The organism is Microcystis viridis FACHB-1342, from assembly GCF_014698335.1.
Classification (GTDB): Bacteria; Cyanobacteriota; Cyanobacteriia; order Cyanobacteriales; family Microcystaceae; genus Microcystis; species Microcystis ichthyoblabe_A.
Window position 1 is genome coordinate 19,959 of record NZ_JACJSV010000015.1, and the last position, 16,131, is coordinate 36,089.

The 16,131-nt window shown below is 41.8% G+C and carries 14 protein-coding genes; 10 read left to right on the forward strand and 4 right to left on the reverse strand.

Annotated elements, in window-relative coordinates; all coding sequences use genetic code 11:
- Window positions 1-36: 36 nt before the first annotated feature.
- Window positions 37-138 (forward strand): hypothetical protein, encoded by a 102-nt coding sequence (locus tag H6G40_RS07290; protein WP_230458588.1) that lies wholly within the window; start codon window positions 37-39, stop codon window positions 136-138.
- A gap of 59 nt (window positions 139-197) precedes the next feature.
- Here H6G40_RS07290 and H6G40_RS07295 read toward each other — a convergent pair whose 3' ends face one another.
- The 3 genes from H6G40_RS07295 to H6G40_RS07305 form a co-directional block, all read right to left on the reverse strand.
- Window positions 198-500 (reverse strand): hypothetical protein, encoded by a 303-nt coding sequence (locus tag H6G40_RS07295; RefSeq protein WP_069474614.1) that lies wholly within the window; start codon window positions 498-500, stop codon window positions 198-200.
- A gap of 170 nt (window positions 501-670) precedes the next feature.
- On the reverse strand, window positions 671-1,363 hold the full coding sequence (locus H6G40_RS07300; RefSeq protein WP_190537472.1) for a response regulator transcription factor: 693 nt from the start codon (window positions 1,361-1,363) through the stop codon (window positions 671-673).
- A gap of 24 nt (window positions 1,364-1,387) precedes the next feature.
- Entirely contained in the window at window positions 1,388-2,596 is a 1,209-nt protein-coding gene (locus H6G40_RS07305) for an RNA-guided endonuclease InsQ/TnpB family protein (RefSeq protein ID WP_190537474.1), read from the reverse strand.
- Between the two features lie 243 nt (window positions 2,597-2,839).
- Between H6G40_RS07305 and H6G40_RS07310 the strand changes: the two genes are divergently transcribed.
- The 3 genes from H6G40_RS07310 (at window position 2,840) to H6G40_RS07320 (ending at window position 7,840) form a co-directional block, all read left to right on the forward strand.
- A complete protein-coding gene (locus tag H6G40_RS07310; RefSeq protein WP_190537475.1) occupies window positions 2,840-4,204 on the forward strand; it encodes a sensor histidine kinase in 1,365 nt (454 codons plus the stop codon).
- A gap of 583 nt (window positions 4,205-4,787) precedes the next feature.
- Window positions 4,788-5,189: a photosystem II protein Psb27 gene (gene psb27 / locus H6G40_RS07315; RefSeq protein ID WP_108935662.1), complete on the forward strand. Its 402-nt coding sequence runs from the start codon at window positions 4,788-4,790 to the stop codon at window positions 5,187-5,189.
- A gap of 281 nt (window positions 5,190-5,470) precedes the next feature.
- Window positions 5,471-7,840 (forward strand): endonuclease MutS2, encoded by a 2,370-nt coding sequence (locus tag H6G40_RS07320; RefSeq protein WP_190537477.1) that lies wholly within the window; start codon window positions 5,471-5,473, stop codon window positions 7,838-7,840.
- A gap of 142 nt (window positions 7,841-7,982) precedes the next feature.
- On the opposite strand, the gene pyrC is transcribed toward H6G40_RS07320, so the two are convergent.
- A complete protein-coding gene (pyrC, locus tag H6G40_RS07325; RefSeq protein ID WP_002792237.1) occupies window positions 7,983-9,017 on the reverse strand; it encodes a dihydroorotase in 1,035 nt (344 codons plus the stop codon).
- Between the two features lie 578 nt (window positions 9,018-9,595).
- Here pyrC and H6G40_RS07330 point away from each other — a divergent pair.
- The 6 genes from H6G40_RS07330 to trpS all read left to right on the forward strand — a co-directional run bounded on the left by H6G40_RS07330 (window position 9,596) and on the right by trpS (window position 16,111).
- On the forward strand, window positions 9,596-10,105 hold the full coding sequence (locus tag H6G40_RS07330) for a hypothetical protein (protein ID WP_002732892.1): 510 nt from the start codon (window positions 9,596-9,598) through the stop codon (window positions 10,103-10,105).
- Between the two features lie 71 nt (window positions 10,106-10,176).
- The gene (locus tag H6G40_RS07335) at window positions 10,177-10,956 is read left to right on the forward strand and encodes a photosystem II electron transport protein, Sll1252 family (RefSeq protein WP_002775520.1); all 780 of its coding nucleotides are present in this window, start codon (window positions 10,177-10,179) and stop codon (window positions 10,954-10,956) included.
- A 43-nt stretch (window positions 10,957-10,999) separates the two neighbouring features.
- Window positions 11,000-13,048 (forward strand): DNA phosphorothioation-associated putative methyltransferase, encoded by a 2,049-nt coding sequence (locus tag H6G40_RS07340; protein ID WP_069474617.1) that lies wholly within the window; start codon window positions 11,000-11,002, stop codon window positions 13,046-13,048.
- A 34-nt stretch (window positions 13,049-13,082) separates the two neighbouring features.
- Window positions 13,083-13,712, forward strand: coding sequence for a Uma2 family endonuclease (locus H6G40_RS07345; RefSeq protein WP_016517300.1), 630 nt, complete (start codon window positions 13,083-13,085; stop codon window positions 13,710-13,712).
- A 13-nt stretch (window positions 13,713-13,725) separates the two neighbouring features.
- Window positions 13,726-15,039 carry a dolichyl-phosphate-mannose--protein mannosyltransferase gene (locus H6G40_RS07350; protein ID WP_069474618.1) on the forward strand — a complete coding sequence of 438 codons (1,314 nt, stop codon included), beginning with the start codon at window positions 13,726-13,728 and terminating at the stop codon, window positions 15,037-15,039.
- A 61-nt stretch (window positions 15,040-15,100) separates the two neighbouring features.
- Window positions 15,101-16,111, forward strand: a complete 1,011-nt coding sequence (gene trpS, locus H6G40_RS07355; RefSeq protein ID WP_069474619.1) for a tryptophan--tRNA ligase — start codon at window positions 15,101-15,103, stop codon at window positions 16,109-16,111.
- Window positions 16,112-16,131: the final 20 nt, after the last annotated feature.

The window sequence follows — 16,131 nt, forward strand, 5'->3', positions numbered from 1 at the left end:
GTCCGTCACATCGCTGGGACAGGGTTGGGTTTGGTGGTGGTGCAGAAATGCGTGGAACTACACGGTAGCTCGATCGAAATTACTATTATCCCCAGTAATGGAACCACTGTCACGATTCTATTACCGAAACTGGCCTGAAAATCAATAAATCGGAGCGAGAATCATTCTCAATCAGGGGAAAACTTCCGGGGAAGAAATTAGGAAACACCACCCAGACGGGCATATTCTAAAATTGACCGGCTGAGAGCATCGCGATCATCGCGGGTGAGATAATAATTCCGGCCACCGATATCATTGAGAAATCGCAGTAGGGCAAGACAAGCGGACTCTAGATCCGCTCTGCGTCGGGCAGCCGCTAAAGCTTGTTCAGAGGTGGCATAAACTAGGCAATCGCTAATTCCTTCCCTGCCATCCACTCGCCAACATTGAAAAGAATAACCCTGCATTTCTAGGATCAATTCAATCTGCCAACCGTGATAGTCAAATCGCGTGTAAATCATGTCAAGCAGCCCCGTTTAGGAGAGGAGAGTCACAGGTTTGACCGCTCTGATTGTTTAGAAGCCCTGCACCTGTCTAACTTTCTAATTTAACGGGTGATTATGGAAACCCTCTGCAAACTTGGTGCAGATTTCGTGCAGAAATGATTTTGTCCACTGTCTAAAGGCAGATATTACTTTAAACGATAACCAAGACCGTGAACGGTTTCAATAAAGTCTTCCGGCGCGCCGAGGGATTTTAGCTTGTGACGAAGACCGCGAATATGGGAAGTAACGGTTTCCTCGGCCGGAGAATCGTCCAAAGACCAAACTCGCTCAATAATACCCGATCGACTTAAGACCCGGTGTCCATGGGTAACAAGTAATTCTAAGAGAGCGAATTCCTTGGGGGTGAGGGAAAGAAATTGACCGTTATAACTGGCCTCGTGGGTACTGGGATTTAACTGCAAACCCCCCCAAGATAATAAAATACTGCTGGTGCTGCTGCCGCGTCGGATCAAGGCCCGAATCCGCGCCATTAATTCGCCCAAATCGAAGGGTTTAGTGACATAATCATCGGCCCCTGCGTCTAATCCGTCGATTTTATCGATTACCGTATCCCTTGCGGTTAATAATAGGACGGGAACGGTGGCATTAGCAGAGACGGGATGATGGGATTCCGCTCGTCGCAGACGTTGACAGAGTAAAGTTCCGCTTAATTTGGGCAGGGTGACATCAAGAACTAAAAGGTCATATTTGCCTAATTCTAGCCAATTCCAGCCTTCTTCTCCGTCTCTAGCCACATCGACAACGTATTGTCGCTCGCTCAATGCCTCTCGCAAAATCTCGGCTAGTTGCATATCATCTTCTACTACTAAAATTCGCATGGTCTAGAGTTGACACTCCCGCCGTTAAGCTGACGCTGTGACAGGGGATTCTTGATTCACAGAAACCCGCTTTTCGGTACAAGTACCAACGAGTCTTACAGTTTCTCCCCAAGCTTGAAATTCCGACTGTCCATCGGTATTTGTTGACAGTATTCTCATACCTTCTTCCCTTAAATTCTTGGCGGCGTTTTCATCTCTATCGTGCTGCGTCTTACATTCTGGACAAATCCATTCACGAATACTGAGAGTCAACAAATCATTTTTAAATCCACAGCAAGAACAGAGCTTTGTACTCGGATAAAACCTGTCAACTTCTACAAGTTTTCCTCCCTCTCTTTTTAGCTTGTAATCCAAGAAATTAAGCAACATACCAAAACCAGCGTCATGTATTGATTTAGCTAATTTAGTCCTTGCTAACCCTTTAATATTCAGATTCTCGGCTACAACGATTTGGTTTTCATCGCATAACTTTCTGGAGAGTTTATGAAGAAAATCCTGTCTAGTATTTGCTATCTTTTCGTGAACCTTGGCTACCTCCTTAATGGCTTTTTGGCGATTATTAGACCCCTTGGCTTTACGAGACAATGCTTGTTGTCTCCGCTTTAAACGTTTAGCATATTTTCTGGTAGGTTTGATTGGGTCAATCTTGTAGGTTGTTTCACCATCAAAAACCGTAACTAAAGAAGATAAACCTAGGTCTATCCCTGATATTTTTAGTTTTTCAATGGTTGTTGAGTCATCCATCTCAAACAAGATGGCAGCAAAATATTTATCTGTACTGGTTTTAGAAACAGTTACGGATTTAATCTTACCATTTATTAATTGAGAAATCTTAGCTTTTACACCCCCTAATTTAGGTAGCTTAATTCCCTTATTTCTAATTGAACAACTTTCAGGATAACGGATTGATTGTTTTTTGTGCTTACTTTTAAATTTAGGGAATTTTGTTCTTTTTGAGAAGAAGTTCTTAAAAGCAGATTCTAAGTTTTTCAATGATTGCTGCAAGGTAGCGGCAGTAGCCTCAGCTAACCATTCAAAATCCAGTTGTTTCTTGAGTTGGGTAAGGTCTTTTGCCATGTCACAGTAGGTAATTCCTTTACCAGTCTCTAGGTACTGATTGTTAGTTTTATTTAAGTAGTAATTCCAAACAAAACGGACGCAACCAAAGTTTTTAGCTAAGGCTAGTTCCTGTTTTTTGTTTGGGTATATTCTCACTTTTAAAACATTTAACATCAGCCTGACCCCATCTGTGCTATCTTTTCAGTATAACACTTACCGCTTAAATATGTCAAGCTCATACATACCTTGAGAATCAAGCCTTTCCTTATTAGGAAACGCTGTCGCGTTAGTTTAGATTCTGGGGGCAATTCATCTCCCGTTAATTTCTGGTATATTTTTAATTAAGGAGAAATTTAACGGGAGTCCTCTTGCTCCATTTAGATAGAGTAAGCTGGAAATAGCGTCGGTTAACTTCTGATGAATTGGCTCAAACAAGGAAAATGGATCGCGGGAGGTTTCGGGCTAACTGTCTTATTGATGGGAACTATTAGCCTAGTTTCCTATCGCAATACCCTCGCCCTGCGTCAGCGCGCTGCCCAGGTGGAAGTTACCTACGAGATCATCGATAATCTCGCTAATCTTTACGCTAACATGGCGGTGGCCGAATCGGGAAGACGGGGTTATATCAAAACTGGCAGCTCTAGTGAATTGGGCCGTCATCGTCGGGCGATCGCTTTGATGCAATCTAACTGGCAACTCCTGGCCAAACAATTAGAAAACGGCACGGATTTCGAGCGGGAAATGGTGACTCAGATCGGGGATTTAATGTATCGGCGAATTGCTCTATTTAATCAATCGATCGCCACCTATAAATCCGATCAATCCGATGATCTTTTGCAAGATGCAATCACGGTTAAAAGTGTCGATATCCGGGATAAGTTTCAAAATCTTCTTACCTATTTACAAGCTAGTCAGAAAAGGAATTTAAGAAGTAGCATCGCTAGTTCTAGGGATAGTATTAGCGAAAATTCTCTGTTGGGTTTACTGGGAACTTTTACTAGCTTTGGGATTATTTGCGGAGTTTATTTTTTAGTTTTTTGGCAAGAGAAACGGCGACAAAAAAGTGATGAAATTCACCGGTTATTACTACAGGAAAAAGAACTTTCCGATCTAAAAATTCAGCTTTTTTCTATGATATCCCATGAGTTCCGAACTCCTTTAACCGTGATTCTTTCCGCCTCGCAGTTATTAGAAAATGGCTTAAAAGATGCAGATCAGTCGAGCAGAAAAAACCTATATAGAATCCAGTCTTCTGTCAAACTAATGAATCAATTTTTAACAGATATTTTGATTTTAACTAGGGCAGAATCTGGCAATATCAGTTGTCAACTAGAGCCGCTCGATATTGAAGCTTTCTGTTTAAATTTAGTCGAGGATTTTCAATTTATCAATAAAAATAATACGCCGATTAAATTTGTCAGTCAGGGATTGATGATTCGTCCCTATCTAGATGAGAAACTGCTCTACTCGATTTTAAGTAATTTACTCTTAAATGCGATTAAATATTCCCCCACAGGAGCAGGGATTAGTTTGATTTTGTGGAAAGATAGCGATCGCATTGTTTTTCAAGTCCGGGATCACGGTATCGGCATTGCCGAGGAAGATAGAGGTAAGATATATGAACCCTTTTATCGGGGTCAGAATGTGGAAAATATTATCGGCACGGGATTGGGGTTAGCAGTGGTTAAAAAATGCGTCGAACTCCACCGCGGCGAAATCGCCCTAGATAGCCAAGTGGATAAGGGAACAAGCTTTACCGTCAAACTGCCCATTTCACCCTAGTTCCAGCTTGAGCGGCCCTAAAGATTACAAAATTTAACTTTCTTTCTTCCGAAATGGGACGAAAGCAATGGAGAATTTTTATCTTCTAGATTGATCGATCGCAAAGTCCAATCTCGATCGACCCTGAAACCGTCACCAGTGCCTGATCGCGGCCCGAATTAGTCCAGAATCAACTCACTCCGGGTTGATGGCATCGCAACTTTTAGGCAAAAATAGGGCTTTTACCGCCCAAAAAGCCTATATTTTCGCTATTTAAGGTTGACTGAATAAATCTAAAAACCTTATCCAACAAGGTTTTTAGACTTTTCTTCCCTCAAAAAGTGCCGACCTTTGGAGTGATTGGGGGGAAAATTCAGGGACTTTTTCCCTGAAAATTAGGTAATTGACCCCCTGAAAATGGGTAAACCCCCACACCCCACACCCCACACCCCACACCCTGCCACCAGGAAAAACTTTTTGCCGCAAACCCTATTTTCCCCCCTGTTGACCCCTGATTTTTGCAGCCGGTTGACTCCCATGAAGAACTGGTCACGGTTTCCTGATAGGATAAGGTGACTTGGGATTAACTTATGGTGTTGAAAATATGTCTCTAAAACCTTACATTTCTCGCTTATTAGCTTTGGTTCTCGTCCTGGTCATCGGATTGATGGGTTGTTCTAGTAGTTCGGGGTTAACCGGCAATTATGGACAGGATACCCTAACAGTGATTGAAACTTTAACCACAGCCCTTGATTTAGTCAAAGATGACCCGAATAAAGCGGCAGTTGAGTCGCAAGCAAAGGAACAAATCAACGATTACATCTCCCTCTACCGACGAGATAAAAAATCCGGGGGTTTGCGTTCTTTCACTACTATGCAAACAGCCTTAAACTCTCTAGCTGGTTATTATACCGCCTACGGTTCCCGTCCTATCCCCGACAAACTCAAACAACGTTTAAAACAAGAATTTAAACAGGTGCAATTCTCTCTCCAGAAAGGAATTTAGATACAGTTATCAGTTATCAGGGGTGAATCTCACGTTTGTGACTTTCTCTCACATATTGGTGAGCAGCAGAAGTCATTCAAAGAGGGCGAATGCAATTCGCCCCTACAATAAATAATATCATCGGGCCAATGGTAGGGGCGCACCGCGTGCGCCCCAAATATCATCTAGATATTTCGACCAAATTGAGATGCACCCGTTATCAGTTATCAGTAGAACTCGACCTAATCAGACCAAATCCGGTTAGACTAGAAATACAAAGCGTATTATAAAAAACTACAAAATTGATTCAAGACGAAACCCTAGAATTATTGGAATGGCCGCGGCTATGTCAACACCTAGCTACTTTTGCAGCGACTAAACTAGGTGCGATCGCGATTCGTCAATTGCCCTTACCGGAAAGCAAAGAGGAAAGTTTAAACCTACTTTGCCAAACCAAAGAAGTTTATAGCTTAGAACAAAAATTAGATAGTCGTCTTTCCTTTGATGGGATTACCGACATCGGTGATGCCCTAGAAAGGGCGCATCTGGGGGGGTTATTATCGGGACAGGAACTTTTAAATATTGCCACGACTTTGGCCGGAGTGCGACGTTTACGGCGTTTAATTGACGAACAGGAAGATATACCAGTTTTAAAAGAGTTAGTAGCGGAAATTCGCACCTATCCAGAGATAGAACAGGAAATACACCGTTGTATCGATGAAGATGGCCGGATATCCGATCGCGCTAGTCCCCAATTACGCGAAATTCGGGGACAAATGAAGGTGATTAAAGAGCGAATTTACCGAAAATTACAGGATATCATGCAAAAGCAGGGCGGGGCTATCCAAGAAGCAGTCATTACCCAAAGAAGCGAGCGCTGGGTGATTCCCGTCAAAGCATCGCAAAAAGAGCAAATACCGGGGATAATTCACGATACTTCCAGCACAGGGGCGACTTTTTACATTGAACCTCACTCTATCGTTGACCAAGGCAATCAACTGCGGCAATATCGTCGTCTGGAACAAATCGAAGAAGAAAAAATCCTGCGACAGTTAAGTAATCTGATCGCCGAAGCTTTTGAAGACTTAGAATATTTACTAGCGATCGCTACTAGGCTCGATCTGGCCACCGCCAGGGCCCGTTACAGTTTATGGTTAGAGGGTAATCCCCCCCACTTTATCGATGGTTCGGAAACGATTACTTTACGGAATTTGCGTCATCCTTTGCTCTGGTGGCAAAAACACCATGAACAGGGGGGGGAGGTCATACCAATAAATGTGCAGATTAGCCCAGAAATTCGCGTTGTTGCCATCACCGGACCAAATACCGGCGGAAAAACCGTTACTTTAAAAACCCTCGGATTAGCGGCTTTAATGGCGAAAGCGGGCTTGTTTATTCCAGCGCGGGAACCGGTAGAGATACCCTGGTTCGATCAGGTTTTAGCCGATATCGGCGATGAACAGTCTTTGCAACAGAGTTTATCAACTTTTTCGGGTCACATTCGCCGGATTGTCCGCATTTTAGCGGCTTTAAATTCTCGTTCCTTGGTTTTACTCGATGAGGTGGGAGCCGGTACGGATCCGGCCGAGGGAAGTCCTTTAGCGATCGCTATTTTACAATACCTTGCCGATCATAGTTTACTGACGGTGGCTACCACTCACTACGGGGAATTAAAAGCGTTAAAGTATCGAGATTCTCGCTTTGAAAATGCCTCGGTAGAGTTTGACGATCGCACTCTTTCCCCCACTTATCGACTATTATGGGGCATTCCGGGGCGTTCTAATGCTTTAACTATTGCCCAGCGTTTGGGATTAAGTGCCGAAATTGTGGCCGAAGCGAGAAATCATCTGGGGGGGTTATCGGAGGAGATAAATCAAGTAATTGCTGGTTTGGAAGCGCAAAGACGGGAACAGGAGTCAAAAGCTAAAGAAGCTAGTCAATTACTCCAACAAACGGAGAAATTTTATACAGAAGTGTCCACACGGGCTAATTCTCTACAGGAGAGAGAGCGAGAATTAAAGCGTTATCAGGAGCAGGAGATACAAAAGGCTTTATTATCAGCAAAAGCAGAGATTAATGACGTTATTCGCCGATTGCAAGCAGGAACAAAAACCGGTAGAGATGCCCAAAAAGCCACAGAGGAATTAACTGCGATCGCAGAAAGGGTATTACCAAAAACGGAAAAAACTAAGGTTAATTATCGTCCGCAAGTGGGGGAAAGAGTCCGCTTGCCCAATTTGGGACAAACTGCCGAAGTTTTAGCAATTTCACCGGAATCAGACGAGATTTCCCTGCGTTTCGGTATGATGAAGATGACCCTACCCTTAGATCAGATTGAGTCTTTGGATGGTCAAAAAGTGGAAACTGCGCCAAAACCTGCCAAAAATTTGCCCCAAACTCCCACAAAACCCCAGGAGACTCCTTTAATTCGTACTGCTAATAATACCGTCGATATTCGCGGTTCTAGGGTGGCAGAGTCAGAAACGGATATCGAACAGGCGATCATCAGGGCTACCCAATCGGGTATATTATGGATTATTCACGGTAAAGGTACGGGGAAATTGCGTCAAGGTGTTCACGATTTCCTATCCCGTCATCCCCAGGTAAAACGCTTTCAATTAGCACCCCAAAATGAGGGGGGTTCGGGGGTAACTATCGCTTATTTAACTTAGGGTTTTCAGATGTGATACTAAATCCCTTGAGTATAGGCTACATATCAGGGCAGGCACTCATGCAAGGGGCAAGAGGGGGAATAAATAATCAGTCTTTAATAAATCGTGAATTCTTGACCGCAACTATCAAGACTGGCGGTTTTTATTGCCCTAATTGCCAGCTTATCTCTTCACCTGCTCGTAACGGCACCAGTCCAGATTCGGGAAAGGGCAATTCATCGGGAATGCGCCAAGGGGTTTTGTTTAATGTGATTTGTTCCGTATTCCGGGGGAGTTGATAAAAATCTGGCCCGTGAAAGCTGGCGAACCCTTCCAGTTGCTCAAGCGCATCGACGCTCTCAAATGCTTCTGCGTACAACTCTAGGGCGTGCAGAGCCGAATAACAACCCGCGCAGCCACAGGAACTTTCTTTGCTGTAGCGAGAATGGGGCGCACTATCAGTCCCTAGAAAAAACTTGGGGTTGCCCGATGTTGCCGCTTGCAAAAGTGCCAAACGATGATCCTCTCGTTTCAAAATCGGCAGGCAATAAAAATGGGGACGAATGCCACCGGTAAAGAGAATGTTTCGGCTAAACAATAAATGTTGGGGCGTAATTGTGGCGGCGACGTTGTTGTTAGCAGATAGAACAAACTTGACCGCATCGGCAGTGGTAATGTGTTCAAAGACGACCCGCAGTTTCGGAAATCTGGTTATCAGTGGGATTAATTGCTTCTCAATGAACACTTTCTCGCGATCGAACACATCAATATCACCATCGGTAACTTCTCCGTGCAGTAGTAGCGGCAGATCCAGCTGCTCCATCGCTGCCAAAACGCGATCGCACCTACGAAGGTCCGTCACCCCCAAGTCGGAATTAGTTGTGGCACCGGCCGGGTAGTATTTCACCGCTTTGACAAACTGGGAGGCTTTTGCCGCCATAATTTCTTCGGGACTGGTATTATCGGTGAGATAGAGGGTCATCAATGGCTCGAACTGTTGACCCTCTGGAACTGCTGCCAGAATGCGATCGCGGTAGGCGGCGGCATCGGCCACGGAGCGCACTGGGGGCTTTAAATTCGGCATGATAATGGCACGGGCAAACTGACGCACCGTATGGGGTAGAACCGCTTTCAGTGCCGCACCGTCGCGGAGATGAAGGTGCCAGTCGTCGGGTCGAGTGATTGTGAGTCTTCGCATTGTTCCATCATACAACGGTTAGGAATCCCAGCGCCACAATTAAACGCAAGAGAGAAGTCAATCTTCGGTCAGGGAATCAATTCCCTATTTCAGCAGTCAAGTCGGTTTTAACTAATAAGCTGCCGCGCATCTAAATGGGTCTAGGTCGATAAGAGAAGGCTGGATCTGCGCTATTTATTTCTCTTTTTTTCATAAATTCAATTGGCGTACAAGTGAATTACTTAAGACTAGATATTATTACCAAAAATCTAATCTCTCTTTTAGTTTTTACCTCAGATGTAGCCGATGAAAACATTCAAATAATGACAGGAGTGAGTCAAACTTTACAGTCTAATCCCAATGGTAATAGTCCTAAAAAACTTCCTGTTAATAATAATTAAACTATCTTTCTTTATAGTAAATTAGTGCCAAAAATAACCAAGATAGAGCAATTTCTTGAATTGCTAATAATTCCACATTAATCAATCCTATCTAAGATTGACTAACGCATCCCCTTGAATATTTTCTTGATCGAGCGGCTTTTCAGTCCCCAAAATCCTTACAATAGGAGATGAAGATAACCTGAAAAGTTGGAGAATATGAATTATCTCATTGCCGTGTTAGCTGATCGCATACAAGCAGAAGAAGCTTCCGTTGCCCTGGAAAAGGCGGGAATTCCCCAATCTCAAGTGACCATTCTCGGTCGCGGCTATAAAAGTGCTGATGAGTTCGGTTTGATCGATCCCTTCCAACAGGCCAAAAAACGGGCTACTCTCATGGCTTTTTGGTTAATTCCCTTCGGTTTTGCCGGCGGCTACCTTTTTAACCTGATTACGGGATTGCATACCTTTGATTGGGCCGGAGAACCGGGCAATCATATCGTCGGCGGCATTGCTGGGGCGATGGGGGGGGCGATGGGCAGTATTTTTGTCGGTGGTGGCGTGGGTTTATCGTCCGGCAGTGGCGATGCACTTCCTTATCGCAATCGTCTCGGTGCGGGAAAATATATTATTATCGTGCAGGGTTCGGAAAACCTGAAAAATCAAGCGACTCTTATCCTGCGTCAATTTAACCCCGAAAATCTGCAAGGATACGCCCTAGAACGGTGAACGGTTATCGGGAATAAGTTATCGGTCATTTGATTTTTTCCTAAGAATTTTTGATTAATTACCAGAAAACAATGTTACCAAGAGAAGAATTACTAAAGGGTGTTGAAAACCGCGAGGAGATAGCGAAAGTTATTGATAAAGCCGAACAAGCGATTAAGACTTGGGAAGTGACGACTACAGACTTTCTTTCTCCTGCGGTTTTAGCGGAAGTGGAACGAGTTTTTCAGCGTTTAACTGATGTGTCAATGCAAAAATGGGGCGGTTATCCCCAAGCAGAAAGACAGCGCCTCGGTATTGCTAGAGTTGATCTACCTTTGACAGTAACAGATATTCCCCTATCTGCCCTTGATATTGCTGGTAATTTTCTTTTTGATACCGCTAACCATCGGGATTTTTTAGGGGCAATGTTGGGGACGGGTATCGTTCGGGAAAAAGTCGGTGATATAATCGTTTTAGGTGAGCGAGGAGCGCAGGCGATTGTAGTGCCTGAATTGGCAGATTTTTTATCTGCTAATTTGCGACAAGTGCGTTCGGTTCCCGTGAAAACTAGCCCGATTCCTTTGACGGAATTAAAAGTTAGACCACCGCAAAAAAAAGAAATTAATACCGTGGAAGCTTCCTTACGTTTGGATGCGATCGCATCGGCGGGTTTTGGCATTTCTCGCAGTAAAATGGCCGAGGCAATTAGCGCTGGGGATGTGCGAGTTAACTGGAAAGATATCAGTCAATCTAGTTATAACGTTAAAACCGGTGATTTGATTTCTTTTCGGGGAAAAGGTCGTTTAGAAGTGGGTGAGGTTACTGTGACCAAAAAAGAGCGCTATCGGGTTCATTTAACCAGATTTATTTAGTTTTTTCTGTCTCTAGAATTTGTTATTAGACAGATTAATTGCCATGGCTGAGAATTTCGCCTTAATCGTGCAACTGTGTCAAGTGAGTCCCATCGGTAAACTATTACCGGGGGCGCTTTATGTTCATCGAGAAGCATTACATCAACTGGATCCTATCCTCCAGAGTTACGAACAACAAGCAAGAATTAATCAGCATTTATCTGAGGCAACAATAATTAAATTTAGCACCGATAAACCGAAAATATCCTATCTTTTTTATCCCGATTTTGATCGGGAACCTCACCCAGTTTTAACTAAAAGTTTAGTGGTAGATCTGGGGACATTAATCTTAAGTGAATGGAATTATCAAAATGCTGATAATCCGCCTATTTTACACCGAAAAGAAACTTTTGTTACTAGGGACTATCCTTTTTATGAACAATTCGAGCATCTCACAAAAATCGAGAGTGCTTTAGGACTTTTAAACAGTTCTTATCCCATCGGTACTAAACAGGAATGGCAACGACTTTTAAGAAAGCATCACCTTGATTTTGCAGGAGATTATTTAGTTTGTAATCTAGAGGGACAAAAGGAAAAATCGATAATAATTGATCGCCACAAGGCTGCTCTTGTTCGCAAAACCCTTTCTCGTCCAGCAAGATTAGCATTAGCGGCGGGATTATTCCTTCCTGAAACCACTTTTTTTGATTACGGTTGTGGTTATGGAGGTGATATAGAACGCATAGCTGAACAGGGTTATCAAAGTGAAGGTTGGGATCCTTATTATCGTCCCGATAGTCCTTTAATTGAATCTGATATTGTTAATTTAGGCTATGTAATTAATGTTATTGAATCCGCCGAAGAAAGGCAAGAAGCTTTATTAAAAGCTTGGCAATTAACCCGTCAAGTTTTAATTGTTTCAGCACAGATTCTAATTGATGATAGTGAACGGGGTTTAATGGCCTATGAAGATGGAATTATAACCCGTCGCAATACTTTTCAAAAATACTATCAACAGGAAGAACTAAAACAGTATATTGATAGCACTTTGGGGGTTGATTCTATTCCAATAACTTTGGGAATTTATCTGGTTTTTCGAGAGGAGGAAAAAGCCGAAACTTTTCGTTTATCCAGATGTCGTTCCCGCGCTACCACACCTAAAATTAAAACCCATCTCAAACGCTTTGAAGATTACGAAGATTTATTAACTCCACTGATGGAATTTTATACCCAGCAGGGACGTTTACCCGTCGCAGGAGAATTATTACAAGAGGAAGAAATTAAGGCAGAATTTGGCACTTTTAGACGCGCTTTTCAAGTGATTCTACAAGTAACAGAAGGGGAAGAATGGGAGATAATTGCCGACAAAAGACGCGCCGATCTTTTACTTTATTTAGCTTTAAGTCAATTTAGCCACTGTCCGAAAGTAAGGGAATTATCCCCCGCTACCCGTGCCGATTTTAAAGCTTTATTTGGCAGTTATCGCAATGCTTGCGCTTTAGCAGAAGAAGTGTTAATAAGTGCGGGAAATCTACCAGCAATCGCTCGTGCTTGTGAAAATAGTTCCCTAGGCAAACTTTCCCGTTATTCCCTAACTATTCATATTAGCATTCTGGAAAAATTACCGATGTTATTACGCTTATATGAAGGTTGTGCTAGTCAAACTATCGGACGGTTAGAAAATGCTAATGTTATTCGTTTATCCTTTCGTCAACCCAAAATTTCCTATCTCTATTACCCCAATTTTGATACAGAAATTCATCCGATTTTAGCTACTAGCATGGATGTATATTTAGGTTCGGCTGATTTTAGTTTTCGCGATTACCGGGATAGTCCTAATCCGCCAATTTTACACGAAAAAGAGCTTTTAGTAACGGCTGATTATCCCAACTATGATAAATTGGTTCGCTTAACTCAATTAGAAAAGGATTGGGGATTGTTAGAAGATCGAAAAGCGATCGAACGTTTACAGGGTTGGCAAAAATGTTTAGAGGAGCATTGTGCTACAATCAAAGGCCATCAAATTCTGTGGCGAAAAGATGCCGATCCCTATAAAGTTAGGATTTTACGCGCTAAAATTAACGCCAGAAGAAATCAAAATAAGTCTTCCTGAGTAATTAAGTAAAATAGATGAGGTAATTAATTGTATGATGACTACGATTCGGTTACAAGGATTAGAAGATTTCGAGTTAAAAGCTAATGATCCTGAACAAAGAATGTTAATTTCTGGGGTTAATTGGCAACAGTACGAAACCCTCTTAAAACATTTAGAAGATAGTTCCAGTTATCGCATTACTTACTTAGATGGAATGGTAGAAATTATGGCTCCTAGTCGTCGTCATGAAGTTAGCAAAGAAGATATTGGTAGATTAGTGGAAGCTTATTTAGAATATGCTGAAATTGATTTCTGGGGATTAGGTTCCACCACGTTGCGAAAACAGGAAAAAGAAGCGGGTAAAGAACCTGACAAATGTTTTTGTTTATTTACAGAAAAAGAGTTTCCTGATTTGGCGATTGAAATCATCTTAACCAGTGGCAGCCTGAAAATTTTAGAAGTTTATCAAAGATTAGGAACTCAAGAGGTTTGGTTTTGGCAAGATAATCAGTTAAAAATTTATTCTTTGCAAGAGAATGGCGAATATATTTTAATCCCTAAAAGTGCTTTATTACCGGATTTAAATTTAGAATTATTAGCCGAATACGTCAACCATCCTAATCCCCGTCTTGCTGTCAAAGAATTTCGCTTGTGTTTAACAGAAAATTCCCAGTTATCATAACTATTATCTTTCCATGAATTCTCAAGTAAAATTTAACCTACCTATCCTAGGGATATTTGTATTTTCCCTAGGAATAAGATTCTGGAATCTCAGTCAGTTTAATACTCTTGTTTTCGATGAAGTTTATTATGCTAAATACGGCAATGAATATCTAATCGGTAAAGAATTTTTTCAGTCTCATCCACCGTTAAGTCAATATTTAATTGCTATTAGTATCTGGATTGGCTCCCATTTTCCTGCCGATCCTGAAACCATTAATAATTTAACGGGTTCCCTGCGCTCAACTTTTAGTTATCGCTGGTTAAATGCTTTGACTGGTTCTTTTATTCCCCTCATTATTGGCGCAATTGCTTATCAATTAACCCAGAGAAAAACTGTATTTTTAATCACAACTTTTCTCGCCAGTTTAGACGGATTATTTTTGGTGGAATCCCGCTATGCTCTCAATAATATTTACTTAATTTTATTCGGTTTGTCTGGACAATTATTTTTTTTATTAGCACTCCAGAAAAATCAGAAACTTAATTGGCTATTATTATCGGGAGTTTCTTTCGGTTTAGCGGCAAATATTAAATGGAATGGCTTAGGATTTTTACTGGGAATATTTATTTTTATCGGTATTGCTTGGTTAATAAAATTATTTAATCAAGAGCAGTCAAAAGATCATCTTTGGACAAAGGCAACTAACCTGAGATTAGAGGACATTTTTATCGCCTTAATTGTCTTTCCTCTTATTACCTATAGTTTGCTGTGGATACCTCATCTTCTCGTCAACCATCAATATAATTTTTGGCAAGTACATCAAGAAATTTGGTCATTTCATCAGAGAATCAAGGGTAATCAATCTGATGTTCATCCCTATTGTTCTCCTTGGTATAGTTGGTTAGTAATGGGGCGACCTGTGGCTTATTATTTTAAGAGAGTAGGTGATAAAATTTATGATGTTCACGCGATGGGAAATCCGTTGTTATGGTGGTTTTCTACGATAGCGATTCTAGTGGTTTTTAGTCGATTATTTAACCGAAAAGAGCGAGTAATTTCTGCCTATCTTATCTGTAACTATATTGCTAATCTGCTGCCCTGGTTAAAAATTAGTCGCTGTACCTTTCTCTATCATTATATGGCTGCCTATAGTTTCACTTGGATTGCTCTAGCTTGGCTCTTAGCCGATGGTTTAGAAAGTTCCAGTCCTATTTATAAAAATGGCTCGCGCTCGCTGATAATTTTGATAACTTTTGCTTTTATTCATTGGCTACCAATTTATTTAGGCATTCCCCTGTCAGTGCAGGATTATTATCTGAGAATGATTTTTCCCAATTGGATTTAGGATGAAATTAGCACCAAAAACTGATACAATAAAATCATGATAAAAAGCGATCGCATGAGTTATGGGTAAACAAAGAATCTTATCTGGTGTGCAACCAACTGGCAATTTACATTTAGGCAATTATCTAGGTGCGATCCGCAATTGGGTGGAGGGACAACAAGACTACGATAATTTCTTTTGTGTGGTCGATTTACACGCGATCACCGTTCCCCATAATCCCGCCACTCTTGCGGAGGATACTTTAGCAATTGCCGCTTTATATTTAGCCTGCGGAATTGATTTAGAATACGCGACTATCTTTGTCCAATCCCACGTTAAAGCTCATACAGAATTAACTTGGTTATTGAATTGTATCACCCCTTTAAATTGGTTAACCGATATGATTCAATTTAAAGAAAAAGCAATTAAACAGGGGGAAAATGTTGGCACGGGGTTACTCGATTATCCCGTACTAATGGCTGCCGATATTCTACTCTACGATGCCGATAAAGTACCTGTGGGAGAAGATCAAAAACAACATTTAGAATTAACCCGCGATATAGCTGTTAGAATTAATCATCTTTTTGGGCAACCGAAACAACCAATTTTAAAACTTCCTGATCCGATGATCCGCAAGGAAGGAGCGCGGGTGATGAGTTTAACCGATGGCCGGAATAAAATGTCTAAATCCGATCCTTCCGAGATGAGTCGGATTAATATTCTCGATAGTCCCGATGTCATTGCCAAGAAAATTAAACGCTGTAAAACCGATCTAGTTAAGGGTTTAACTTTCGATGATCCAGAACGTCCCGAATGCTATAATTTATTAACTCTCTATAGCATTTTATCGGGAAAAAGTCAAGAGGTGGTCGCAGCAGAATGTGCAGATTTAGGTTGGGGACAATTTAAACCGATGTTAACAGAAGTCACCATAGAATCTCTGCAACCTATTCAGGAAAAATACACCGAAATTAGAGAGGATAAAGATTATTTAGCTACAGTTTTACGGCAAGGTCGTCTCAAAGCAGAAGCGGTAGCCAATCAAACTCTCGATCGAGTCAAAAATGCCATGGGTTATTTACCACCATTTTAGGGATAATTTTCGGGTGCATC